The sequence below is a fragment of the Acidimicrobiales bacterium genome (assembly GCA_035630295.1).
In the GTDB taxonomy this organism is placed as follows: domain Bacteria; phylum Actinomycetota; class Acidimicrobiia; order Acidimicrobiales; family Iamiaceae; genus Iamia.
Window position 1 is genome coordinate 1 of sequence record DASQKY010000027.1, and the last position, 23849, is coordinate 23849.

At 69.3% G+C, this 23849-nt stretch carries 23 protein-coding genes; 9 read left to right on the forward strand and 14 right to left on the reverse strand.

All coding sequences use genetic code 11. From position 1 onward, the window contains the following. The 4 genes from VEW93_06800 to VEW93_06815 all read left to right on the forward strand — a co-directional run. The coding region (locus VEW93_06800; GenBank protein ID HYI61497.1) for an ABC transporter permease at positions 1–779 on the forward strand (779 nt) is incomplete at its 5' end. Beyond that, on the forward strand, positions 779–1213 hold the full coding sequence (locus VEW93_06805) for a cytidine deaminase (GenBank protein HYI61498.1): 435 nt from the start codon (positions 779–781) through the stop codon (positions 1211–1213). The genes VEW93_06800 and VEW93_06805, both read left to right, overlap by 1 nt. Before the next feature lie 2 nt (positions 1214–1215). Then, the gene (locus VEW93_06810) at positions 1216–2490 is read left to right on the forward strand and encodes a thymidine phosphorylase (protein HYI61499.1); all 1275 of its coding nucleotides are present in this window, start codon (positions 1216–1218) and stop codon (positions 2488–2490) included. A 100-nt stretch (positions 2491–2590) separates the two neighbouring features. Further along, the gene (locus VEW93_06815) at positions 2591–3487 is read left to right on the forward strand and encodes an SMP-30/gluconolactonase/LRE family protein (GenBank protein ID HYI61500.1); all 897 of its coding nucleotides are present in this window, start codon (positions 2591–2593) and stop codon (positions 3485–3487) included. Between the two features lie 27 nt (positions 3488–3514). Here the strand turns inward: VEW93_06815 and VEW93_06820 are convergent, their stop codons facing one another. Genes VEW93_06820 through VEW93_06830 form a run of 3 tightly spaced genes read right to left on the reverse strand, consistent with a single transcriptional unit; the run spans position 3515 to position 6788 of the window. Continuing rightward, positions 3515–4009, reverse strand: a complete 495-nt coding sequence (locus VEW93_06820) for a metal-dependent hydrolase (GenBank protein ID HYI61501.1) — start codon at positions 4007–4009, stop codon at positions 3515–3517. A 13-nt stretch (positions 4010–4022) separates the two neighbouring features. Next, positions 4023–4745, reverse strand: coding sequence for a C4-type zinc ribbon domain-containing protein (locus VEW93_06825; GenBank protein HYI61502.1), 723 nt, complete (start codon positions 4743–4745; stop codon positions 4023–4025). 27 nt (positions 4746–4772) lie between these two features. Then, positions 4773–6788 (reverse strand): transglycosylase domain-containing protein, encoded by a 2016-nt coding sequence (locus VEW93_06830; GenBank protein ID HYI61503.1) that lies wholly within the window; start codon positions 6786–6788, stop codon positions 4773–4775. A 71-nt stretch (positions 6789–6859) separates the two neighbouring features. Between VEW93_06830 and VEW93_06835 the strand changes: the two genes are divergently transcribed. Continuing rightward, positions 6860–7798: a TIGR03621 family F420-dependent LLM class oxidoreductase gene (locus tag VEW93_06835; GenBank protein ID HYI61504.1), complete on the forward strand. Its 939-nt coding sequence runs from the start codon at positions 6860–6862 to the stop codon at positions 7796–7798. Positions 7799–7854: 56 nt separating this feature from the next. Here VEW93_06835 and VEW93_06840 read toward each other — a convergent pair whose 3' ends face one another. Both VEW93_06840 and VEW93_06845 read right to left on the reverse strand, forming a co-directional pair. Then, on the reverse strand, positions 7855–8913 hold the full coding sequence (locus VEW93_06840; GenBank protein HYI61505.1) for an aminotransferase class I/II-fold pyridoxal phosphate-dependent enzyme: 1059 nt from the start codon (positions 8911–8913) through the stop codon (positions 7855–7857). A 36-nt stretch (positions 8914–8949) separates the two neighbouring features. Beyond that, the gene (locus VEW93_06845) at positions 8950–9645 is read right to left on the reverse strand and encodes a hypothetical protein (protein ID HYI61506.1); all 696 of its coding nucleotides are present in this window, start codon (positions 9643–9645) and stop codon (positions 8950–8952) included. A 51-nt stretch (positions 9646–9696) separates the two neighbouring features. Between VEW93_06845 and VEW93_06850 the strand changes: the two genes are divergently transcribed. Next, positions 9697–10353, forward strand: a complete 657-nt coding sequence (locus tag VEW93_06850) for a hypothetical protein (GenBank protein ID HYI61507.1) — start codon at positions 9697–9699, stop codon at positions 10351–10353. A 577-nt stretch (positions 10354–10930) separates the two neighbouring features. Then, a complete protein-coding gene (locus VEW93_06855; GenBank protein ID HYI61508.1) occupies positions 10931–11191 on the forward strand; it encodes a helix-turn-helix transcriptional regulator in 261 nt (86 codons plus the stop codon). A 296-nt stretch (positions 11192–11487) separates the two neighbouring features. Here VEW93_06855 and VEW93_06860 read toward each other — a convergent pair whose 3' ends face one another. Beyond that, positions 11488–14601, reverse strand: coding sequence for an Ig-like domain repeat protein (locus VEW93_06860; GenBank protein ID HYI61509.1), 3114 nt, complete (start codon positions 14599–14601; stop codon positions 11488–11490). A 485-nt stretch (positions 14602–15086) separates the two neighbouring features. On the opposite strand from VEW93_06860, the gene VEW93_06865 reads away from it, so the two are divergent. Together VEW93_06865 and VEW93_06870 are read left to right on the forward strand one after the other, a co-directional pair. Further along, entirely contained in the window at positions 15087–16595 is a 1509-nt protein-coding gene (locus tag VEW93_06865; GenBank protein ID HYI61510.1) for a hypothetical protein, read from the forward strand. 570 nt (positions 16596–17165) lie between these two features. Continuing rightward, a complete protein-coding gene (locus VEW93_06870) occupies positions 17166–18605 on the forward strand; it encodes an MBL fold metallo-hydrolase (GenBank protein ID HYI61511.1) in 1440 nt (479 codons plus the stop codon). 57 nt (positions 18606–18662) lie between these two features. On the opposite strand, the gene VEW93_06875 is transcribed toward VEW93_06870, so the two are convergent. The 8 genes from VEW93_06875 to VEW93_06910 all read right to left on the reverse strand — a co-directional run bounded on the left by VEW93_06875 (position 18663) and on the right by VEW93_06910 (position 23684). Beyond that, on the reverse strand, positions 18663–18836 hold the full coding sequence (locus VEW93_06875) for a hypothetical protein (GenBank protein HYI61512.1): 174 nt from the start codon (positions 18834–18836) through the stop codon (positions 18663–18665). A 221-nt stretch (positions 18837–19057) separates the two neighbouring features. Next, positions 19058–19366: a hypothetical protein gene (locus tag VEW93_06880; protein ID HYI61513.1), complete on the reverse strand. Its 309-nt coding sequence runs from the start codon at positions 19364–19366 to the stop codon at positions 19058–19060. Positions 19367–19685: 319 nt separating this feature from the next. Beyond that, positions 19686–19811, reverse strand: a complete 126-nt coding sequence (locus VEW93_06885) for a hypothetical protein (protein ID HYI61514.1) — start codon at positions 19809–19811, stop codon at positions 19686–19688. Positions 19812–19923: 112 nt separating this feature from the next. Then, positions 19924–20472 (reverse strand): hypothetical protein, encoded by a 549-nt coding sequence (locus VEW93_06890; GenBank protein ID HYI61515.1) that lies wholly within the window; start codon positions 20470–20472, stop codon positions 19924–19926. 425 nt (positions 20473–20897) lie between these two features. Continuing rightward, positions 20898–21320 carry a hypothetical protein gene (locus VEW93_06895; protein HYI61516.1) on the reverse strand — a complete coding sequence of 141 codons (423 nt, stop codon included), beginning with the start codon at positions 21318–21320 and terminating at the stop codon, positions 20898–20900. 152 nt (positions 21321–21472) lie between these two features. Further along, the gene (locus tag VEW93_06900) at positions 21473–22297 is read right to left on the reverse strand and encodes a PIN domain-containing protein (GenBank protein ID HYI61517.1); all 825 of its coding nucleotides are present in this window, start codon (positions 22295–22297) and stop codon (positions 21473–21475) included. A gap of 72 nt (positions 22298–22369) precedes the next feature. Further along, complete coding sequence (locus VEW93_06905) at positions 22370–22987, reverse strand: hypothetical protein (GenBank protein ID HYI61518.1); 618 nt, start codon at positions 22985–22987, stop codon at positions 22370–22372. A gap of 409 nt (positions 22988–23396) precedes the next feature. Then, the gene (locus VEW93_06910) at positions 23397–23684 is read right to left on the reverse strand and encodes a hypothetical protein (GenBank protein HYI61519.1); all 288 of its coding nucleotides are present in this window, start codon (positions 23682–23684) and stop codon (positions 23397–23399) included. Between the last annotated feature and the right edge of the window lie 165 nt (positions 23685–23849).

A 23849-nucleotide genomic window follows, 5' to 3' on the forward strand; every position in this document is an offset into this window, starting at 1 on the left:
CGGGCAACCCGCGGCAGTCACCCGTCGTGCCGAAGTTCGATACGTACTCCGCGACCGGCCTGACGAACTGGCTGGCGGACCTGGAAGGGCAGCAGCGTGTGGTGCTGTCCGATGTGGCCGGCATCCTGCGCGGGCTGCTGACCCAGGTCGCGCCGCTGACGATGATCGCGATCCTGCTGGTGCCGATCAGCTACATCGTGTTGTGGCGCACCAGGTTCGGCCTGCGGCTGCGCTCCTGCGGGGAGAACCCGGTGGCCGCGGAGTCGCTGGGTGTCAACGTCTACCGCTTCAAGTACATCGCCGTGCTGATCTCCGGCGGTCTCGCCGGGATGGGCGGCGCGTCGCTCGTGCTGCTCAAGGACGGCGCCGACTACCTGGAGAACCAGACCAACGGCCGCGGTTACATCGGTCTGGCCGCCATGATCTTCGGCAACTGGCGGCCCGGCGGCCTGGCCGTGGGCGCCGGCCTGTTCGGCTTCACCGACGCCCTCAGCCTCCAGGAGGCCGAGACCACCCGCACCCTCCTCCTGGTGGTGGCCCTGGGTGCCATCCTGCTGGTGGCCCGAGCCCTGGTCACCGGCCGCTGGCGCACCGCCGCCGCCACCGTCGCCGCCGGCCTGCTGGCTGTCGGCTGGTTCTCGGCCATCGACCAACTGCCCACGGAGGTCGTCGTGTTCCTGCCCCACCTGACCACGCTGCTGGTGCTCACCTTCGCCTCCCAGCGGCTCCGGCCCCCCGCCGCCGACGGCCGGCCCTACCGCCGCGGGGACACGGGCTGATGGCCGGCACCGAGGGGGCCGCCGTGCCCTGGGACCGGTTGCGGGCCGAGGCCCGGGCCGCGGCGGAGCGGGCCTACGCCCCCTACTCGGGGGTGCGGGTGGGGGCGGCCGCCCTGGTCGACGACGGGCGGATCGTGGTCGGGTGCAACGTCGAGAACGCCAGCATCGGCCTCACCACCTGCGCCGAGAACGGCGTGGCCTCGGCCCTGGCCGCCTCCGGAGGGGGCCGCCTGCGGGCCCTGGCCGTGGTGGCCGGCGACGGGCGCTACCTGGCGCCGTGCGGGCGGTGCCGCCAGGTCCTGGCCGAGTTCGCCCCGGCCGACATGCCCGTCGACACCGGCGACGGCACCGTCACCCTGGGCGCCCTGCTGCCCGGCGCCTTCGGGCCCGACGACGTGGCCGCCCGCCGCGACCCCGCCCCCCCCGGGAGCTGACGGTGGCCACCGACATCCTCGACGTTCTCCGCACCAAGCGCGACGGTGGCACCCTCACCGACGAGCAGATCCGCTTCGTGCTCGACGGGTTCACGGCCGGCACCGTGGCCGACGAGCAGATGGCCGCCCTGTGCATGGCCGTGGTGCTGCGGGGCCTGGGCCCGGCCGAGCTGGCCACCTGGACCCAGGTGATGCTCGACTCCGGCACCCGCCTCGACCTCTCGACCCTGGGCCGGCCGGTGGTCGACAAGCACTCCACCGGCGGGGTGGGCGACAAGGTGTCGCTGGTGCTGGTGCCCCTGGTGGCGGCGTGCGGGGCGGCCGTGCCCCAGCTGGCCGGGCGGGGCCTCGGCCACACCGGCGGCACCCTGGACAAGCTGGAGGCCATCGCCGGCTGGTCGTCGCAGCTGCCCCTGGCGGCCATGCCCCGGGTCCTGGCCGAGGTGGGCGGCGTGATCTGCGGGGCCAGCGACGAGCTGGCCCCCGCCGACCGCCGCCTCTACGCCCTGCGCGACGTCACCGCCACGGTGGAGTCGGTGCCCCTCATCGCCTCCTCGATCATGGCCAAGAAGGTGGCCTCCGGCACCCGGGCCCTGGTGCTGGACGTGAAGGTGGGCTCGGGGGCGTTCCTGCCCGAGCCCGAGCGGGCCCGAGAGCTGGCCCGCACCCTGGTCGGGCTGGGCCGTGACCACGGGGTGGAGACGGTGGCCCTGCTCACCGCCATGGACACGCCCCTGGGCCGGGCCTGCGGCAACGCCCTGGAGGTCACCGAGGCCATCGAGGTGCTCCAGGGCGGCGGCCCGGCCGACGTGGTCGAGGTGACCCTGGCCCTGGCCCGGGAGATGGTGGCCCTGGCCGGCCTGGACGTCGACCCGGCGGCGGTGCTGGCCTCGGGCCGGGCCCTCGACACCTTCGATGCCATGGTCCGGGCCCAGGGCGGCGACCCCGAGGCCCCGCTCCCCACCGCCCCCGAGGTGGTGCCGGTGCGGGCCCCCGCCACCGGGCACCTGGCCCGCCTGGACGCCCGGGCCGTGGGCGTGGCCGCCTGGCGCCTGGGCGCGGGCCGGGCCCGCCAGGAGGACCCGGTCAGCCCGGCGGCCGGCGTGGTGTGCGTGGCCAAGCCGGGCGAGGCGGTGGCCGCCGGCGACGTGGTGCTGGAGCTCCACGTGGACGACCCCGACCGCCTCGACGGCGCCCTGGCCGCCCTGGACGGCGCCTTCGAGGTCACCCCCGACCCACCGCCGGTGCGCCCCCTGGTCCTGGACCGCCTGACCTGACCGCCACCCCAGCCCGTTCCGACGCACCACCGCACGAAGCTGAAAATGGCCGCGCCTCGACCCCCAGCGGGACCCCCCAGGGCAGTCCTAGGGTCCCGCCATGGCCGAGCGGAGCTTGAGAACGCTGTCCACCGGAGGGTGCTTCTTCGAGGGGCCGCGGTGGCGGGACGGGCGGTGGTGGGTGTCGGACTTCTACCGCCAGGGCGTCTTCACCGTGACCCCCGACGGCACCGAGACCCAGGTGGCCGAGGTGGCGGCCCAGCCCTCGGGCCTGGGCTGGCTGCCGGACGGCACCCTGCTGGTGGTGGCCATGACCGACCACCAGGTCCTGCGGGTGGCCGGCGACGGCACCACCACCGTCCACGCCAAGATCCCCGGGGTGCGGGGCCTCACCAACGACATGGTGGTGAGCGCCACCGGCCACGCGTACGTGGGCAGCTTCGGCTTCGACCTCATGGCCGGCGAGGCGCCGTCGCCGTCGCCCATCTGGTGCGTGGCCCCCGACGGATCGGTGGCCATCGCCGCCGAGGACCTCCACTTCCCCAACGGCTCGGTCATCACCCCCGACGGGTCCACCCTCATCGTGGGCGAGACCGTCGGGGGGCGCTACACCGCCTTCACCATCGGGGCCGACGGGCGACTGTCCGACCGGCGGACCTGGGGGGAGATGCCCCCGGCGGGCTCCGCCGGGGGGGTGCGCGAGGCCCGGGGGTCCACCGTCTCGCCCGACGGTTGCGCCCTCGACGCCGAGGGCCACATCTGGGCCGCCGACGCCCTGGCCGGCCGGGTGGTGCGCCTGGCCCCGGGCGGCACCATCGTCGAGCAGGTCCCGGCCCCCACCGGCCTGGGCGCCTACGCCTGCATGCTGGGCGGTGACGACGGGCGCACCCTGCTGGTGTGCCTGGCCCCCGACTTCTTCGAGCACAACCGCCGGGCCGCCCGGGAGGCCGTCCTGGCCACCACCACCGTGGCCGTCCCCCACGCCGGCCTGCCCTGACCGACCCGGCCGGGCCCGGACGTGTCCTCAGGGGGCCGGCGGCAGGAGGGCCCGGTCGACCTGGCCGGTGCGCAGGAAGGCCCGGCGACGGACCGGGTCGGCGAGATCGAAGGTGCACCAGCCCCACCAGCACGCCCCGGCCCCGGCCAGCTCCAGCAGGACCAGCAGCGGCACCCCCCGGTCCAGCTCGGGCAGGCCCCCACCCCCGAACGACCAGCCGAAGAACGGCCACCAGAACAGCTCGGCCCGGGTGACGGCTCCGTCCAGGGCCAGGTGCAGGAAGAGCCCGATGGGCAGGCCCAGCCACCGGCGGCGGACCAGCCGTCGGCGCCGGGTGACCGCCATGACCACGGCCAGGGCCAGCACCGCCCCGGCCAGGGTGTGGAGGGCGTGAGGCCCACCGGTTACCCCCTCGGCCAGGGGCAGGACGGCGCCCAGGGCCACCACCCGGTGGTCGAGGGCGGGGCTGCGGAACACCAGCCACACCACGGCCACCGCCGGGCCCACGAACCAGAGCAGCACGGCAGGCGGCCGGTCAGCGGACCAGGAGGCGGCCGCACTCCTCGCAGTGGACGCGGGTGTCGTCGGGCAGGCCCCGGATGCGGTCGCGCTCCATGGCCGAGAGCTGGAGGTGGCACCCGCCGCAGGTGGTGCCGTGCTCCAGGCGGGCCACGCCGATCCCCCCGTTGGCGGCCCGCAGCTCCTCGTACTCCGCCAGCAGGTCGGCGGGGACGCTGGCGGCCACCTCGGCCCGGCCGCCGAGCACCCGGTCCAGCTCGACGTCGATCTCGGCCTCGGCGGCGGTGATGCGGGCGGCCAGCTCGGCGGCCCGGGCCTCGAGGACGGCCCGCTCGGCGGCCACCTCGATGGTGGCCGCGTCCACCGGCTCCCGCTCGACCAGGAGCTCCAGCTCCCGGTCCTCCAGCTCGGCGATGCGTCGGGCCCGCGACGCCAGGTCGTCCTGGAGGGCCTTGAGCTCGCGGGGGTTGGTGACGGTCCCGCTGTAAAGGGCCTGGTCGGCCTGGACCGACTTGGCCCGCAGGCCGGCGATCTCGTCCTCCAGCCGGGCCTGGTCGCGATCCAGGCGGTGGCGCTCGTCGTCCACGGCGGCCTGGCGCTCCTGGACGCCCCGCAGGGCCGCCGCCACCTCGACCGCCTCGGCCCGCTCGGGCAACCCCTGGCGGCGCGTCCGGAGCTGGGTGGCGTGGGTGTCGGTGGCCTGCACGGCGAGCAGGTGCTCCATGGCGTCGGCGGTCATCGGGGCATCGGGTCCTCTCGGGGCCAGTCAGCGCCGAGGGCGCCGGAGGCAGGAGCTGGGGCGGTCGGGATCGCGGAAGCACAGGCGGCCGAGGCCGTCCACCGGCTCCGGTTCGGGGAACTGCTCGATGGGCTCGCCCTGGGCGATCAGGCTCATGGCCGCCCCCCAGGTGGCCGCCGGGTAACGACCGCCCTGGGCGTCGCCGCCACCGAAGCTGAGCCGCACGCCGCCCACCGTGGCCCCCATCCAGACGGCCATGGCCAGCCGGGGCGTGTAGCCCACGAACCAGATGTCCTTGGCGTCGTTGGTGGTGCCGGTCTTGCCCGCCGCCGGCTGCCCGTTGTCGGGGGCGGCCCGGCTGCCGGTGCCGCTCTCCACGTTGGACTCCAGCACGTCGGTGACCAGGCGGGCCACGTTGGTGGGCAGGACCCGCTCGGGCCGGGCCTGGTGGGCCAGGACGATGCGGCCGTCGATGTCTTCGACCCGGTCGATGAAGTAGGGCGGGTTGCGGATGCCGTCGTTGGCCAGCACCGAGTAGGCGGAGGCCATCTCCAGGGGGCTGATGTCGTTGGTGCCCAGCGCCATCGAGGCGTTCTCGGGGTTCAGGGTGGAGGTGACGCCCATGCGGTGGGCCAGGTCGGCCACCTTCTGGGGGCCCACGATCTGGTTCAGCCGCAGGAAGGCGCAGTTGGACGAGGTCAGGATCTGGCGGCGCAGGGTGGTGACGGCGCCCCGGGAGCCGCCGAAGTTGTCGGGCGGGTCCTCGCCGTAGCCGGGGACGTCGCCGCAGGGGCCGGTGCCGTCGACGGTGTCGTCCGGGGAGGCCCCGTCCAGGATGGCCTGGGTCAGCACGAACACCTTGAACGACGAGCCCACCTGGCGCTTGCCCTGGATGGCCAGGTCGAACTCGTAGCGGTCGAAGCCCGGGCCGCCGACCACGAACGGCACCGCCCCGGTCCGGGGGTCGACGGCGGCCATGGCCGCCGTGCCGAAGCGGCGGGCCCCGGTGATGGGGTCGGGCGGCAGGGGGAAGGTGGCGTCGCCCGAGTTGTTGGGCAGGGTGGTGTTGCGGGCCTCCAGGGCCTTGAAGTACTTGGCCTGGTCGAAGGTGGTGTACACCCGCAGGCCCCCGCCGTAGAGCCGGTTGTACCGGGCCGTCGGCGTCCCGCCCAGCCGCTCGTCCTCCAGGAGCTGCCGGCGCACCTCCTCGACGAAGTAGTCCTGCGGGGCGCGGGGTTCGTTGGCCTCGGTGGGGATGGGGTCGAACTTGGCCACGTCCGCCACCTCGCGGTCCAGGCGGCCGGTGGCGATGAGGGAGTCGAGCACGGTGTTGCGCCGGGAGAAGGCCCGGCTGCGCCGCTTGAACGGGTCGCAGGACACCGGGCACCGGATGACCCCGGCCAGCATCGCCCCCTCCGACCACGTGAGCTCGGAGACGTCCTTGTTGAAGTACACGCCGGCCGCCGCCTGCACGCCGTAGGCCCCGGCCCCGAAGTACACCGTGTTGAGGTAGCGCTCCAGGATCTCGTCCTTGGTGTACTGCTCCTCCAGCTCGGTGGCCAGCACCGCCTCCCGGATCTTCCGGGCGAAGTCCTGGTCCTTGTCGCCGATGGAGTTCTTCACCACCTGCTGGGTGATGGTGGAACCGCCCTGGTCGACGCCGCCGCTCTCCAGGTTGGCGGTGAAGGCCCGGCCGATGGAGCGGGCGTTCACGCCGTTGTGGCTGTAGAAGGCCGAGTCCTCGGCGGCCAGGACCGAGTCGACGACGGTGCGGGGCACCTTCTCGATGCCGACGAACTCGCGGTTCTCCTCGGCCACGAAGGTGGCCATGAGGTTGCCGTTCACGTCGTAGACGTAGGACCGCTCGGACAGGCCGCCCAGGTCGATGCTGCCCCGCTCGAAGCGGTGGGCGGCAGCGATCTCGGCCACCTTGGGGGCGATCACCACCAGCGACGTGGCCAGGGTGACGGCGCCGACGGCCGTGATGAGGCCCAGGCGGGCCAGCCGCCCGGCGTTGGTGAGGATGACCCTGACGACCTTCACGCGGCTCCCGACGTTAGTGGTCGGGCACGGCCAGGGCGGCGGCGGGACGGGCCCGGGTAGCGTGCCGGGCCATGGCCCACGCCCGCCCCTTCCGCTTCGGTGTCCAGCTCTCCACCGCGCCCGACGGCCCGGCCTGGGCCGCCCTGGCCCGACGGGTCGAGGAGCTCGGCTACTCCACCGTGTTCATGCCCGACCACTTCGGCGACCAGCTCTCGCCCACCATCGCCCTCCAGGCCGCGGCGGACGCCACCACCACCCTGCGGGTGGGCAGCCTGGTCTACGACAACGACTACCGGCACCCCGTGGTGCTGGCCAAGGACTGCGCCACCCTCGACCTGCTCTCGGGCGGGCGGCTGGAGCTGGGCCTGGGGGCGGGCTGGATGACCTCCGACTACGTGCAGTCCGGCATCCCCCTCGACGAGCCCAAGGTCCGGGTCGACCGCATGGTCGAGGCCGTGGCCGTGCTCAAGGCCGCCTTCTCCGACCAGCCGGTGACCTTCCACGGCGAGCACTACGCCATCAGCGGCTACGACGCCCGGCCCAAGCCGGTGCAGAAGCCCCACCCGCCCCTGCTCATCGGGGGCGGCCTGAAGCGGGTCCTCTCCTTCGCCGGGCGGGAGGCCCAGATCGTGGGCATCAACCCCACCATCCCCAACGGGGCCGTCGACCACGAGGCGGCCCGCTCCGGCACCGCCACCGAGACCGACAAGAAGGTGGCCTGGGTGCGGGAGGCGGCCGGCGACCGCTACCCCGAGGTCGAGCTGAACGCCCTCCACTTCGCCACCATCGTGACCGACGACCGGGCCGGCACCATCGAGATGATGGCCCCCCTGTTCGGCATCCCCCCCGAGGACGTGGCCGACTACCCCCACGCCCTCATCGGGACGGTGGACGAGATCTGCGCCGACCTGGAGGCCCGCCGCGACCGGTGGGACCTGTCCTACGTCGTGGTCCAGGGCGACAGCCTCGAGGCCTTCGCCCCGGTGGTGGCCCGCCTGGCCGGCACCTGATCCCACCGCCCGTCACCCCGGCCCGCTGACACCGGCCGGCGTAGGCGCCCGGCCGGTCAGGGCGCGTGGGGGGCGACGATGGCCTCGACGCCAGCGGCGAAGCGGGCCACGTCCTCCTCGGTGGTGGCGAAGCTGGTCATCCACCGCACCACCGAGGCGTCCAGGTCCCAGGGCCAGAAGAACGACCACTCCTGGAGGGGGGCGATGGCGGCCGGGGGGAGCCGGGCGAAGACGGCGTTGGCCGCGGGCTCCCGGTCGATCTCCACGCCGGGCCGGCCCGCGGTCCGCTCGGCCAGCACGGCCGCCATCGTGTTGGCCTGGCGGGCCAGGTCGAGCCACAGGTCGTCGGCCAGCAGGGCGGTGATCTGGGCGGCCACGAACCGGGCCTTGGACGGGAGCTGGCCCGCCTGCTTGCGGACGAAGCGGGCGTGGGCGGCCAGCTCGGGCCGGAGGTGGACCACCGCCTCGCCGTACATGGCGCCGTCCTTGGTCAGCCCGAAGGTCATGACGTCCACGCCGGTGTCGCGGATCATGGCGGCCAGGCCGGTGCCCGTCGCCGCCAGGGCGTTGGCGATGCGGGCCCCGTCGACGTGGACCACCAGGCCGTGGGCGTGGGCCACCTCGGCCAGGGCGGCGATCTCGCCGGCGGTGTAGACGGTGCCCATCTCGGTGACCTGGCTGATCGACACCGCGGCGGGCTGGGGGTGGTGCTCGGTTCCCAGCCAGTGCAGGTAGGGGCTCAGCGCCTCGGGGCGCAGCTTGCCGTCCTCGTGGGGGACGGGGATGACGGTGGCCCCGGTGAAGCGGGCCGGGGCGCCGCACTCGTCCACCACCACATGGGCGGTGTCGGTGCACACCACGGCCTGCCAGGGCTGGAGCACGGTGGCCAGGCCGACCACGTTGGCCCCCGTCCCACCCCAGCACAGGGTCACCTCCACGGGGGCGTCGAAGCGGTCGCGCAGGGCGGCCACGGCGGCCGTCGTCCACGGGTCGTCGCCGTAGGCCAGGGCCGGGCCGTGGTTGGCCGCGGCCAGGGCCTCCATCACCTGCGGCGCCACCCCGGCGGCGTTGTCGCTGGCGAAGCTGCCGGCCGGCGCGGGGAGCGTCGAGGTCACGGCATCACCCTAGGGAGGCCGGCCCGGCCGGATCGATCAGCAGAGGAGCTGAACGTGAACGACGGCGACGTTGAAGTACTCGTCGGAGGCGGCGGTCCGGACGACACCCACCGTCTTCAGCTCGGTGTCACCACACTCGAACCCGCGGGCCGAGTCAATGCCCAGAGCGAACCGGGCGTAGGCGTTGGCTCCCGGCAGATAGCTGCCGATCTCGACGCCACCACGTCCCAGGGCGCTGGCATCGAAGGAGGCGCCTTCGGGGTGGGAGCCATTGGCCAGTCGACCTGACCGGTCGATGATCGAGGAGAGCGGTGCGAGGTTCACACCCATCGCCACGTCCTCTTGCGTCCCGTCCGATCCGTTCCGGTACACCAGCATGAGCTCGACGACCTCGCCCGGGCTCACAGGGGCGACATGCTTCCCCCAGCAACCGCCCTTCCTGATGAACAGGTCGACGCTGAGCGGGTCCTTCTCCGGCTGTCGCACAGCCTGGCAGTGGCGAGGTGGTTCTCCATCGAAGGCAGCATCCGGACTGATCGGACGGTGGGGACCCCGGTCCAGATCCGCCTGGTTCGGCCCCTGGAGGATCGCCGTCGTCACCGCCAGCAGGATGGCCACTCCGGCGAGAGGCAGCACGCATCGCATGAGCCATGTGGGTGGCTGGACGAACTGCAGCAGCCACCCAGCCAGCAAGGTGCTGAGCGCGGCGCAGACGGCCAGGAGAGCGACCACTTCTGCAAGCTAGCCCCGGATCGGAAGATTGATCGCTGGTACCGTCGGATCATGTCTGATCTCCAGGTCTTGGTGCTCTCGACGGCATCGAGCCTGGTGGTCGGGCTCGTCCTGGATCGACTGACGCGGCCGAGGGCGCCCGTCCTCAGGTGGCTGTCGCTCGTCGTCCTCCTGGCCGTCGGCGTCGTCGTCGTCCCTGTCGCCGTCGAGCACCTCACCGAGGACCGGATCGCCGCGGGCCAGACCGAGATCAGCTCCGTCCTCGACGTCCGGACCGATGGGGATGCGTGGGAGTCCGAGGCGTGGGTCGAAGAGGGCGACATCGTCGAGTTCCGGTACAGGGTCGAGAACGCCGGGGCGCGGGCCAACAGGTTCGTGGTCGGGATCAACCTGGCTCCACGGCTGGACCCGATCGAGGACTCGGTCCGCATCTACGACCAGAGCTCCCCGCAGGGCCGGCGCCAAGCCGACGCGGGGCCGGAGGGCGGCGGCCGGGCCCTCTTCCACGGCGGCATCGCCCTCGCATCGGTCCATCGCCCAGGTGGCGTCTCGTACATCCGTTTCTCGGCCAAGCAGGTTCCGGTCGAGGGAGGCTGCGGCGACCTGACCTTGCACACCTACGGCATCGCCGGGCTCATCGACGCCGAGAGCCCTTCGAGCGAGGATCGAGCCGTCCTCCACGTGGACGTGGCTGACGACTGCCCCTGAGAGCGGGCAGGGCGACGGGCCAGCCCCGGTCGGAGACGACTGGAGCCAGCATCGACCCGACGTCCAGCGCCTCCCCGCCGGGGACCGGCCGCCACTGAGCTGGGCCGCCTGCCCCCGAGAGGGACGGGCAGGCGGCCACCAGCCCGTTTGCGCTGCCCGGGCGCCGCCCCCCTGCTGCTCAAGCACGGCACCGGGCAACGTCCGCCCCCGCCCGAGGAGGGGCGAGGGCGAACCGTGGATCGCTACCGGCCGAAGAGGTAGGCGATCACCAGGGTGAGCGGTACGTACGCCTCCCCCGACCGGCGCCGGCGGCAGCGCTGCCGACCGGGCCTGGGCAGGCAGTGGCCTGGATCGAAGCTCATGGGGTCCCCTCCCGAGAGACGCTCGGCACCGCCGATGGTCGGCCACTGACTTTATCAGTAGGCTGAGGTCGGAGTGAACCGGGTCGCGTCCATCACCTGGACAGGTGATGCCCGGCGGCAGGCGGGGTCAGGGTTGGTGAGGGGCCGTCCCAGGCCGTAGTTCCTTATCCATAGACTGTGGCGGTGAGGCTGGGAGGCCGGTGGGATGCGGCTTCGTGCCGCCCCGTCAGCGTCCCCGCGACCGGGCGGTGGTCGTGGCCTTCGGACAGCGCGTCCGGCAGCTCCGGCGGGCCGCGGCGCTCACGCAGGAAGGGCTGTCCGAGGCGGCGGGCCTCCACGCCACCTTCATCTCCAACGTCGAGCGCGGCTACCGGACGCCCACGCTCAGCACCATGCTGCGCCTGGCCAACGGCCTCGGCGTCACGCTGGCCGAGCTGGTCGAGGGCCTGGAGGACGCCATCGCCGACGAGGCCTGACCGGCCGCTGCCGGGAGCGACGGGATGAGACCCCCGCGGTCGCCGTCCAGCGCCTCGATGGCAAGGGGCCGTGGCCTGGACCACGTGGCCGGCCGACGTGGTCGTCGACCGCGACGGCCGCCCGCACCCGGGGGGATGGGTGCGGGCGGCCGAAGCGTGAGCCTCTGGTGGTCCGGCGCCGGCAGGAACGCACGGACCGGGCTCAACCGGTGCACCAATGAGGAGGCGGTGCACCGAGATCTGCGGGTTCCCCGTCCGGGCCGCCCCGTTCGGGGGGCGACCCGGGTGGGGTGGGGTCAGTCTTCGGGGTTGGGGTTGGTCTGGGCTCGGGTGGTGAACTCCTCGGTGCCGATCAGCTCGGCGTAGAGCCCGGAACGGTCGCCGGTGGCCCGCAGGAAGGCGATGCCTTCGGCGCGTTCCCCGGCGAGGGGATCACGGGCGAGGATCTCTTGGTAGGAGTCCCTGACCAGAGCTCCGAGAGGTTCGTCGAGGTTGGCGAAGGACCTGGTGACGGTCTTGCGGGACACGCCGTCGGCGAGGCGTTCGGTCCAGTGGGCCAGGCCGGCTGGGTCGGGGCTGCGGTGCAGGAGCCGGTCATAGAGGCGGGTCACGAACCCTTCGTTGGTGGACCCGGCTTTGGTCCAGAACTCCGGTGAGGCGGCGAGGTCGGCGAGGAGCCGGTCGTAGCGTCCGGAGGTGCGCAGCCGGCCGATCCAGTGCGCCTTGCCTGCTGGTTCGGCGTCGCGGCCGAGCATGGTCTGGTAGGCGTCGTCGACGACCATGCCCAGTGCTTCGTCCGAACCTGAGATGGCTCGGGCAAAGGACGCCGGGGAGCGACCCCCGGCGAGTTGGCCGGTCCAGTAGGCGAAGCCGGGAGCGTCGGGGCAACGACCCAGGAGCTCCATGTAGGTCAGCCGCACCACCGCGCCTTCACCAGCGACGGCGTGCTCGGCGCAGTCCAACGCTGGGAGGACCACGACCAGCTCGGTGGCCGAGGTGGTCGACGGTGCGACCAGGCCCCCGTTGAACCGGGCCCGCACCTGGTGCGACCCCGCCGGCAAGGTGGTCGTGATCGACGCCACGCCCTCCTCCACCAGAGCGATGCCCAAGCTCGTCGTCCCCTCCGGGCCACCGAAGAACTCCACCGACCCCGACCCCGACGACGGCGTCGGTGCCACCGTCGCGGTCAAGGTCACGTCGTCATCAGCACGCACCGGCACCGGAGCATCCACAACCAGACTCGTCCCGGCCACGGTCACGTTGCCAAGGAGGATCGGATCCACCTTCGGCGTGCACGCGAACGTCGAGAGCAACCCGAAGGTGGTGTTGGTGCCCGAGATGGTGAAGCGCTCCAACGTCACCGGCACCACGTCACCCGGTGCGCCGGTGAGCTCCGCGCTGCCCTGCTCGCCGGTGAAGGCGGTCCAGCTGTCGGGGAGCCCTTCCGGGGTCCCGTAGGTGTAGGTGGCGGTGTCGGCCGAGCCGGTCCCTCCGGGACCGAACACGAACTCGATCGTGTCCTCTTCGAAGAAGAGCATCGGGCCCACCGAGACGCCGTTGTCGCTGTACATGGTGACCTCGAAGTTGCCCAACGGGACACTCCCCGGGGCCCGGGTCGCGGGCAGGATCGCCTGCGCGTTCACCTGCACCCCGAAGATGTTGCCGTCCTCGATGGAACGGCACTCATACGAAGTCCCACGGCTGGGCAACACCTCGATCGCCACCGGATCGGAGTGACCCGGAAGGAACGATCCATCGCCCGAGTACACCGCAACGAGGGTGTGCTGACCCGGAGCGATGTCCACGGGAAGATCCATCTGCACCGCGATGCCGCCGCCACCGGCCGCCAGCTGCTTCTCCAGCGTCGGCTCCGATTGCCCGGGAGCGACGCCGTTACGCAAGGGCAAGGGCTGGCCGTCGAGGAGGAACTGCACCGTCCCCCCCGGCTTCGACGTCGTGGGCCCGCTGACCAAGACGTCGAGCTGCTCGGAGTAGCCGGGCCGGAGGGGCAGGCCCGAGTACGTGAACAGCTGGACGGTGGAGGGAACCCGGCCGTCGGCCACGACGAACACCTCGCCGCTCTCGGTGGCCGCAGTGGCCGACTGCACGCCCGTGCCCGGGTCGACCACCGCCAGGTCGAAGGCCACACGAACGGTCGACGCCCTGATCGGCGTGGTGACCGCGATCCGCACCTCCCGATCCACCGTCGTCCCCGCGCCGAGGGCGAAGCCCGTCGCCGGGCCGAGAGAACCCCGCAACGTCCCCGCGGTGTCGGTCAGGGTGACCGGCACCCACGCCCCGGCGTCGTTCTTGACCTCCACGTCGACCTGGTCGAGCGTCAACTGCTCGGAGGCGCCCAAGGGGTAGGTCGTCGCCATGGTGATGTCGAGGCGGGCGTTGTGGATGGGGCTGCCGGCGGAGGGGTTGGTGGCCGTGACCGTGAGCTCGGTGGGGGCCCCGTCCTTGGTGAAGTGGGTGGGCAGGTCGGCGGCGATGGTGGGGGTGGGAACGACGGGATAGGCCGTCGCAGGCGAGGTGGAGGGGTAGAACTCGGCGTCGCCGGAGTAGGTGGCGGTGAGCTGGCGGGTCCCGGTGGGCAGCTTGGTGGTGGTGATCTGGGCGGTGCCGTCACCTTGGAGGGGGGCGGTGGCGATGAGGGTGGAGCCGTCGCGGAACTGGACGAACCCGGTGGGGTTCGGGTTGCCGTCGGTCGGGTCGCCGTCGCAGTCCCCGGGGACGCCATCCGCGGTCACGGTGGCGTCGAGGGTGACCTCGTCACCGAGACGGACCCCGGCGGGGGGCGCGGCGACCAGAGCCGTTGCGGTCTCGCAGTCCGGGGGGGCGATGCGGGGCAGCTCACCCTCAACGGTGAGGGAGATGGCGTGACCCTCGCCCTGGAGCTGCTCGTTGATCGGCTCCGGGAGCGCCGGGTGGCACCGCGGATCGGTGGTGTCGATCGCAGAGATGGCGAAGTTGGGATCGGCCACGGTGACGGGCCGGGTCTCGAGGGGTTGGCCGAGGGGCGGCCAGGTGTAGGCCGAGGTGGTCCGCAGCTCCAGGGTGACCGGATCTTCTGGTCGGCAGTCGGCGACGATCAGCGGGTTGGGAGCGCCGGTGGGATAGACCTCGATGTGGAGATCGACGTCGATGTCGACATCGATCGAGAGGTTCCCGGCGCCGTCGAGGGTGCCGGTGGCCGTGCCCGGGTCGGTCTGGGTGAACGTGGCGGTGATGTGCACGTCGCCGTCGATCGGGCTGGAGATGTGTTGCACGAAGGAAACCGGGCTGGTTTCCAGTGAAGCACCGGTGATCGCGCCGGTCTCTTCGTCGATGGTCCCCTCGAGGGTGAGCGGGTCCGGGAGGCTGGCCGGCTCACCGTCGCGGATGGTCAACAACCCCCCGCCGGGCACCAAGGCGAGCTCGAACGGCGACGCCGCCCGCCCCTGACCAGGAGCTGCGCTACCTACAGCTCCGAGTGGGGGGGGGGGGCAAAAGCGAAGGCGAGCGTTGACGCCACCACCGCCGCTACCGCAACCACTGAACATCTGGACAACATGTCTGGGGATCCCCCCTGTCGAAGAACAATCCTGCACAACACCATTTGGCCAACCCACAGGCCGCCAAAGTGCCATCCACCACCATGCCCAGCCCAATCTTGCCGAACCTGCGCGAAACGCTCTCATTCAGAAGAATACAGTTACTGCCAGTAGCGCGTTCACCCAGCCCACGCGCCTTCCCGCACCGCCCACGACACAGACCGCCACGGACGGACGATCAGCGCGCAGATCCCGCAAGGTTCCCTTGCCCACAGTCCCGCCCCAACACCGGCAAGCCCACGACGGACTTCTGGCTTGCTGGTGCCAACACCCACCCGCCTCTCAGGGAGAAACACCCCATGCTCTTCAGCCATACCACCGCGCCCTGGCGCGCCCCCTCACACCCCCGACGACCCCGCGCCCTCGCCCTGACCATCCTCGGAGCGCTCGCCCTCACCATCACCGCAGCCGCCTGCGCCCCGGCCAACCCACCGTTCTGGCAGCCCGGCACCGCCGTCGTGGCCGACACCCCCATCGGGCCACTGGTCCCCATCCACTGGAGCGCCACCAACGGCGGCGACGCCGCCCAGACCTACCAAGTCGACATCAACGGCGTCGCCGTCGCCCTCCTCCCCGCAGCCACCCGGGCCTGCATCCTCACCGGCCTCAACCCCACCACCACCTACACCGTCCGCATCACCGCCCACGCCAACGGCCACCACAGCCTCGAAAAAGGCGGCACCGCCGGCGACCGCACCACCACCGTGACCACCCCCGCCGCCGGCGGAGCAGGCACCGTCAAGGGCTGCCTCCCCTTCGCCGACACCAACACCGACGGCATCCCCGACGACGACGACGCCGACCGCCTCCCCGACGCCGTCGAGACCAACACCGGCACCTACCTCAGCGCCTCCAACACCGGCACCGACCCCACTCTGGTCGACACCGACAACGACGGCCTCACCGACGGCGACGAGGTCTTCGGCCGGACCGGACTCAACCTCAACGCCATGGGCGCCCGCCCCGTCCACAAAGACCTCTTCGTCGAGACCGACTGGCTCGACGACCCCGCCTGCCCCACCACCGGCCACCGCCCCACCCCCGGCGGGCTCACCCCCATGATCGACGCCTTCGCCAATGCCCAAGTGGCCAACCCCGACGGCACCACCGGCATCCGCGCCATCGTCGACTACGGCCAAGGCGGCCTCTACACCGGCGGCAACGTCATCGCCGACACCGACGGGCGCATCGCCAACAACAGCGCCGGCTCAACCGAGTTCACCACCCACAAGGCCACGCACTTCAACCCGGCCCGTAAGGGCGTCTTCCACTACGCCATCCTCACCGCCTACCGCGGCGGCAACGCCGAGTTCGGCGGCGACGACCTCGTCATCGGCAACGGCTGTAACGACAACGACAACATCGAGTTCGCCCGGGTCCTCATGCACGAGCTCGGCCACAACTTCCTCCTCAACCACGGCGGCTGGACCATGCCCAACAACCCCTTCCTGAGCACGCCGGACGAAAAGCCCAACTACAACTCCATCATGAACAACCTCTACGCCCGCACCGGTCCTGACACCAACTGCGACGGCATCGGCGACGGCGGCATCGGCTACTCCTACGGCACCAACGCCGACCTCGACGAAACCGACCTCAGCGAGACCAACGGCATCTGCAACGGCGTCGACATCGACTGGAACGCCAGCGGCCACATCAGCAACAACGTCCAAGAAGACATCAACGGCGACGGCAACATCAACTATCCCCCCTACATCGGAGGCCCCATGCTCCCCCTCGACGACTACGACGACTGGAACCGCATCGAAACCGCCGGCCTCCGCTCCTTCAGGAACAACGCCGACTGACACCCACGATCCCCCCCAACTCACCAAGAACATGACTGGCCGCCCGCACCCAGGAAGGGTGCGGGCGGCCACGGTGTGAACCTCAGGGACGCTTGGTGGTGTCGGAGGGAGACGGGCGCTCCGTAGCGGCGGCCCGGACGGAGAAGGACCGAGACCGAAACGACCCCCAGGCGGACCTGGGGGCCGGCGGACCTCGGCGAACACTCTCGCCCTCACCATGGTGGATGACGTGGGTCTGGGAGAGGTCGCCGTGGTGGCCCTTTCCAGGTGGAGGCCGCGGCGACCCAGCCGCCCCGAACCCAGCGGGCAGGGCCAAGAGGTCGTCGCAAGGCGCCCGACAGGAGCACCCCGGCGGCTCCGCAAGCACACCAGGCTGCTGCCTGAACAAGTCGACGAGCTGGTAGCTACCTACCGAGCCGGCGCCAGCAAGGCCGCTCTGGCTCGCCAGTTCGACATCAGCGATACGACGGTGCGGGCTCACCTTGAGCGCCGAGGTGTCGCCTGAAGATCGCTCCTCCGTGTCGCCCTCTGACGAGATGTACTCTCAGGGCACACCCATGGGAGGGAACCATGACCAGTGCTTTCGCCGGCTACCCGGCACCATTCGTCTACGACGAGCCCGACGGCAAGAAGACCCAGCAACTGCTGTGGGGCGACTACGTCAAGCTCGGTGACGAGGTGCGGGGTGAGTGGCAGCAGGTAGCCAAGGCTCGCAACGAGAGCGGCTGGATGCGCAAGGCCGACCTCCAGAAGGAGCGGTTGCTGGAGATCAACTTCGTCGATGTCGGCCAGGGCGACGGCTGCTTCGTCGTGACGCCAGGCGACAAGCGGATCCTGATCGACGCTGGCCTGCGGGACAACATGTTCTGGTACCTGCGGTGGCGGTTCAACCTGCGCCAGCACCCGGACAACGTGATCGACATCGAGCACGCCATCATCAGCCACCCGGACTCCGACCACTACCAGGGCTTCGACGCCATCCTCGACAGCCCGCAGCTCTCGATCGGCACGCTGCATCACAACGGCCTGATCGACCACGAGGGCAATCAACGCCTCGGTCCCACCACGACCGTCGGCCGGCGCAAGTTCTACACCGACCTGATGACGACGAAGACGAAGCTCAGGCGCAGCCTCACCGGCATTGATCCCGGGAAGAAGTACCCGGCGCTGCTGCGCAAGGCACTCAAGTTGGACCGCGTCGGTGACATTCAGATGCTCTCCAGCCTGGACAGCTTCCTGCCCGGCTACGCCTCTGGCGACCTCACCATCCAGGTACTCGCCCCGGTTCCTGAAACCATCGAGCGAAAGCCCGCCCTGCGCCGGCTCGGCATCGACGGTGTGACGAAGAACGGCCACAGCGTCGTCCTGCTGCTGACCTACCGCGGGGTGCGATTCCTGCTGGGCGGCGACCTCAACCGAGAGGCCATGGAGTACCTGCTCGAGCACTACGAAGGGCAGGGCAGTGAGGAAGGCGACGGCACCGAGCACTCCGTGTTCCGGGCCGATGTGGCCAAGGCTTGCCACCACGGCAGCGCCGACGTGTCGGACAGCTTCGTTGCCGGCGTCAACGCCATCGCCACGGTGATCTCCAGTGGGGACAACGAGCCCTACGCCCACCCCCGGCCGGATGCCCTTGGCCTGATCGGCAAGCACGGCCGGGGCGATCGCCCCCTGATCTTCAGTACGGAGCTGGCTCGCTCGCCAAGCGAAGCCGGGCAGGGCCCAGAGCGGCTGCGGACCACCCGTGCGGCGGCACTGGATGCGGCCCGGGTGGAGATCAACGAGGGGAACGCCTCGACCGAGGAGCAGCCCGGTCACGTGGCTGCCGCCTACCAGCGCGCCATTGCCGTCTACGGCATGATCAACGTGCGCTCGGATGGTGAGCGGGTGATCATCGCTCAGAAGCTGGAGCGAGACTCAACGGCTGGCAAGCAGTTCGACGTGTCCTGCCTTGAACCTGACGATGAGGGCAATCTGGTTTACAACCCCAAGCCCAAGAAGGCTGGCTGAGGTTGTCGGAGGACGGGGCCAGGTCAGTCAGGCGGGTTGAAGGGTCAGCCCCTTATGTCACTTCGGTACGGCGCCGTTGACGATGTCGTCTTTGGTCAGCTGAGCGTTGTGCAAATCGTCGCGCACGTGTTCCAATTCGTCGGCCAGACGCATCCAGGACTCAACGTAGGCGCGGTCCAGGTTCCTGGCGACCCCGAGGTCGATCAGGCTGCGGCTCTCTCTGGCAAGCATGGTGAGTCTTGCCAGAATGTCTTGCTCTTTGGTGGTTTGGTGTTCAGTAGTAGTATCTTCCGCCATAACCACTCTATAGTGCGGCATGTTGCTGGATTAGTCAATGGCGGTATGCAGCAATGTAATACCGCACTATTCATCAGCTGTGGAGCTGCTCACCACTGAGACTTGTTCCCGGCTGACATGCTTGACAACGGAACGCGTCAGGCCGTTGCCGGTACCTATGTCGTGATGATGACTTCAATCTCGGCCTCGGCAGCACCCTGAATCTTGACCCGCTTGATGTCCGGGCCGACATCCCCTTCCCACGACACCTGCCTCTCTGCAATGTCGGTAGGGCCAAAGTCAGGCGTCTCCACGACCAGGCGCAGGGTCTGGAGGTCTGGCTCGTCCACAACTCCATCCGCAACCGGCACCAGCTTCAGCTGCTGACTGCTGCTGTTGAGCTGGCACGTCCCCACCACTCGCAGGTTCGGATCATCCGTACCCGGCATCCGGTTGTACCAAGCGGACCAGTCGTAGCAATCCATCAGGACCCCTCCCGTATGTAGTGACCGGAGCACTGTAGAGGGAGATGGCAGGCCTTGCCTGGACATGTCCTACGGGTACCGCTGCTTGAGGACGAGTGCACCAAGCGTCGGGCCGCCGCCCCGTACCCCAGACTCACCTGGTGCCCCACCTCGTCGCCCTCTACGCCCGGATCTCACGAGACGACATCGGTGAGCAGACCTCGACTGCTCGGCAGCTCCGGCTCTGCCGCCAGTTGGCCGACGAACGGGGTTGGCAGATCGTCGGGACTCACGAGGACGTGGGACGGTCCGCTTTCGCTCCAGGGGTCGTGCGAGGCGGCTACGAGAGATTGCTCGACGCCGGCAGGTCGCCCTTGTCGATGAACCGGTACAGGATGCGGGGGGTAATGCCGACGGCCTTAGAGGCTTCGGCGGTGGACAGCCATTCGTCGACACTGTCAGTCACTCTGGTGATGTTACAGCACCATCCAGGCCCGCTGACAGAAGGTGCCGAGGAAGGTATCTCGGGTGCCTTGGTGTCGCGCTCCTGAGCGGCCTGGCCCTCTCAACGGCTCAAGTCAGCCCGAGCAGTCGCGGGATGGAATCCGAGTGGGTTTGCTCTTGACCACTCGGAGTTCGGCCCACCCATCGCCAACTTGTCTGACCGAGACCGTATAGACGCATTCCTCACCAAAGTGGGTCTGGGCACCGGGCCACAGATCTCTTACCACCTCTGGATGAACGACACCTTTTACGTCGGTCAGGATGAAGGTTGCGAGTGGAAGACTCTCGTCGAGCACATTGGTCTCTGCGAGGATGACCATGAGGTCACCATCGAAGATGTCTGCTACCGCAATGCCATCGCTATGGTTAAGGGAGAGACGAACCAAGTAGGCACAGTCTCCATCCATGGACCAGGTCGGGCCGGAGTGATCCTTGGCACTATGCATGGCACAGTCGGAATCTGAGGCCGTAGAGCCTGCCGCCACCTGCTCGATGCCGTTCGACTCAGATTGGCCCTGAGCCACAGAGAGCGCCAGCAGAAGTACGGTCACCGGAACGATTGACTTTCTCGCCCATTCGCCCTTATGGGTAGCCAGCCAGCTCCAGCAGAGCCAAACTTGCAACCAGAATGGTGATAGCTCTGACCGAAGTCGAGTATCAGCTAGGGCGATGACTTGCTCGATGAACCCTCGATGTGGAGACTCGCCAGACACCACAGACTGAGTCTCAGTCTCAGTTTGGTCTGGCGCGCCAGTGGGTGGCACTCCTGACGATAACCCTGGAAGCTGAAGCTCCGCTGAATTCCCTCCCCCCTCCCCGGCGTGCAACTGGCCAAGCCCAGAAGTGGGCTGGCGCCTGAAAAATATGGCCGCGTAGCGGATGATGAGAAGTCCCCCCTGGACTAGGTGTCGTGGATGACGCGCCAGAGGAGAAAGACGATCCCCCAGAGGTGTCACCCGGCACCCTAAGAAACGGAGATTGCGATACATGCGCGGCCACCCCCCAACCGGAGTCGCTCTCTCACATGTGCAATTCATGACGAGATGAGTCAAGAATAACCCGCAAGTTCAAGCAGAAAGTTCCGATAGGTACGACGAGTAATGATTCCGAGATGCATTCTCGTGAATGTCAACGTTGTCGATTCCGCAACGCTTGTGAGGGGGACGTTTGTCGTACAATCGAAGTTGTAATGACAAACGCAGAACTCGTTCAAGATCTCAAGCAATTCATCACTACAACTGTCGGTCAATCCGAAGAACGGTTGTGAAGTGAAATGCAGCAGCTTCGGAAAGAAACGCACGCTGGCTTTGCCGGTGTGGGTGAAGCCGTCGAAAATCGGGCCCAGCAGCAGGACAGAGACCATGCTGAAACCACCCGGCGGCTGGATGACCACGAAGGTCGGTTGCACCGCTTGGAACGCCGGGCGGCGTAGGTACTGGATCGTTGGTGACCAAGGGCCCAGAGCCGCCAAAGGCCGAAGGTCCACCTCAGCTCACACTTCGACCTCTACCATCCATCCAGTCCAAGGCAGGCTCTCACCCCACCCCTCCCGAGCTCGGCTGCGTTGGGCTTCGACTCCAGGGGCATCAGGAACCAACACGTTCCCACCCAGGCAGGCCTTCGTCAGTCCTCCCGTTGAGAGCGCAGCTCCTCCGAGAGGAGGTGCCCACGGAGGCCGAGCAGCTGGGCTCGGAGCTGCATGCCGTTGTCCCCGGTGGCCACGATGACCGAGCCCTCCCCCACGATGGTCTGAAGCAGCTCGCAGTGGCTCAGGATCTCCCGATCGCCGTTGTCGTGCGTCACCGGATCGGTGCTGTCGGCCATCACTTGGAGGTCAACTGTGGAGGTGACCGGGACCACGGCCGTTGGCTCGGCTAGGCCGCGCAACTCGCGTAGGCGGCGCAGGGCAGCCTTCGCTCGGCGCCGGACTCGCTCGTCTCGGGCGTAGGTCTGGGCATCAAGCTCGTCGATGACCGGCAGCGGCAGCACTAACCGCACCCGCCGGGCGCCGACTTCCTTGCACCACGGCAGCTGGTCGAATGGGTCGTAGTGCAGGAAGACGTTGGTGTCGGGCACCACGGCGACGGTGCCGGCGGGCAGTTGGTGAGCATCATGGAGCTGCTGCAGCGCCGCAGCGTGACGCGTGAGGTACTCACGCTGCGCTTCGACCTCGGCTTCGATCAGGTTGAAGGCGCGCTCAGCGCCGTACCGCAGGCTCCGAAGGTGCCAGTACCGCACACCGATCAGGTGGTCGATGGGTTCACGAGCCACGAAGAGTGAGCGCAGCTGTCGCTCGGCTTTCTCCACCCACTCGATGTACCGAGGAAGCACCTTGCCCACCGGGTGTCCGCCCTGGGTGATGGCGTTGTGGGCTTCAAGCGCCAGAATGTCGAGCTGGCGGGCGGCCTCAGCACAGGTTCGTCCTGGCTTGGGCCTTAGGTGGGTCATTGTGGCGACGGTAGCGGAGGCGCCAACTCAACGGGGGCGAAGCTTGCCGGTCTACCTTCATGGCATCAAGGTTCAGGCCTCGGGCCCGCAAACAAACTGTTGTGGGTTGGCCGAGGGCGGGAACTCCACAACCTGAAGCTCAAGCCAAAAGGTGTCGGTCCTCCGAATGGTGAGAAGGTAGTCACATCCCGGGCCGTAGCCGACTTGTTGACCAGCAGCGAGCGGGCCCACCACGTAGGGAGCGGTCTGACCGGTCAGATCCGAAATGGTGAACGTGGCGAGGTGCGTGAGTGGCCCATCCGGAGGCGGGTAGCTGTCGAAGGATATCCCGCCAGCGGTCAGGAGCAGCTTGTTATCGAAGAGTTCGACTACCGCTAGGCCCTCAGTGTCGTAGTCATCAGACAGTCTCACCATGTAGCCACCCTCGATTCGGACCAGCCACTCGTCCTCCGTCGTGGTCTTCGCAGTGGGGATCGTCGTGGAACTCTCGGTCGGTGGCGCCGTACTGGTCGTCGTTGAAGTAGGCAGACTGTCAGAAGAGGTCGTGGTGCTCGTTGAGGTCTGACTGTCCGCTACGTCGGCTTGAGCTTTCGACTCTGATGAGTCGCCGTTGAATACGGTGGCTGCCACAAGTGCTACGACGAACAAGATGGCGACTGGCCAGGCACGAGCCGACTTGCCAGCAGACATGAATAGAAAGACGGCCGTAGCCAAGAGAGCAAGGACCAGCAACCAAAGCAAACGTGGCAGCGAAAGGGTGATCTGCGCTAGGCCAACAAAGACGCCCGCAAATACGACGATGGCTCGCGCTACGCCGGAGTTGAGGGGACTCCCATCAGATGAGCTGGAGCCTTTCTTGGCCGGGCCCTTGTCCGAGTCGGGGGCACCCGAAGTGTCTGGCTCACCATCATCAGTCGTCAATGAAGTGTCTCATCTCTAGCTGATGCAGCTCCATCGCGGGCTTCTACCACGGACGTCACCGCAAGCGAGAAACTGCAGCTTGGCTTCCCGAACCAACTCCTGGGCCCTGAGCCCAGCGCCGCACCATAGGCACCAAGGATTGCGGTTGGTGCGCGATACCCCTCGCCGGAGTAGGTGCTCACCTCTGGTCGAGCCGCCACTGAGCGGCCTCACGGTGTGTATCCAAGAACAACGGCCGCCAGCGATCCTGCAGTACGGCCCACTCCACCGTCAGGTCCCGGCGACCGGCGCGGACCAGGCGCTCGAACCCAGGCTGTGGGGTGCTGGTCTCCACCAGGCGTTTGGCTGCTGCCACTGCGCCATGACGCTCGATCATGCTGGCCCATACCGTCGGGTCGTACCCCAGCTGGCGGCACTCTTCAATCGCCTTGAAACACGCTGCCTGAAAGTCGTCGGCTATTGACACACCATCAATCTGGCATACGCCCGTATGCATCAGCCTCCACGTTCACCAGCACCCCCACCTACGATCCCATCAAGCCCAAGGCAGGCCCCCTCACCCCACCCTCCCGAGTAGGTCTGCCTCGGGCTTTGAACTTTCGTCCTCACCGGGCCGCCTGCCCCGGAGAGG

Coding starts and splice junctions, on each gene's coding strand:
- VEW93_06805 (HYI61498.1), top strand. CDS start 779: ATGGCCGGCACCGAGGGGGCCGCCGTGCCCTGGGACCGGTTGCGGGCC.
- VEW93_06815 (HYI61500.1), top strand. CDS start 2,591: ATGGCCGAGCGGAGCTTGAGAACGCTGTCCACCGGAGGGTGCTTCTTC.
- VEW93_06825 (HYI61502.1), bottom strand. CDS start 4,745: ATGACCGCCGACGCCATGGAGCACCTGCTCGCCGTGCAGGCCACCGAC.
- VEW93_06835 (HYI61504.1), top strand. CDS start 6,860: ATGGCCCACGCCCGCCCCTTCCGCTTCGGTGTCCAGCTCTCCACCGCG.
- VEW93_06850 (HYI61507.1), top strand. CDS start 9,697: ATGTCTGATCTCCAGGTCTTGGTGCTCTCGACGGCATCGAGCCTGGTG.
- VEW93_06865 (HYI61510.1), top strand. CDS start 15,087: ATGCTCTTCAGCCATACCACCGCGCCCTGGCGCGCCCCCTCACACCCC.
- VEW93_06870 (HYI61511.1), top strand. CDS start 17,166: ATGACCAGTGCTTTCGCCGGCTACCCGGCACCATTCGTCTACGACGAG.
- VEW93_06875 (HYI61512.1), bottom strand. CDS start 18,836: ATGCTTGCCAGAGAGAGCCGCAGCCTGATCGACCTCGGGGTCGCCAGG.
- VEW93_06880 (HYI61513.1), bottom strand. CDS start 19,366: ATGGATTGCTACGACTGGTCCGCTTGGTACAACCGGATGCCGGGTACG.
- VEW93_06900 (HYI61517.1), bottom strand. CDS start 22,297: ATGACCCACCTAAGGCCCAAGCCAGGACGAACCTGTGCTGAGGCCGCC.
- VEW93_06905 (HYI61518.1), bottom strand. CDS start 22,987: ATGTCTGCTGGCAAGTCGGCTCGTGCCTGGCCAGTCGCCATCTTGTTC.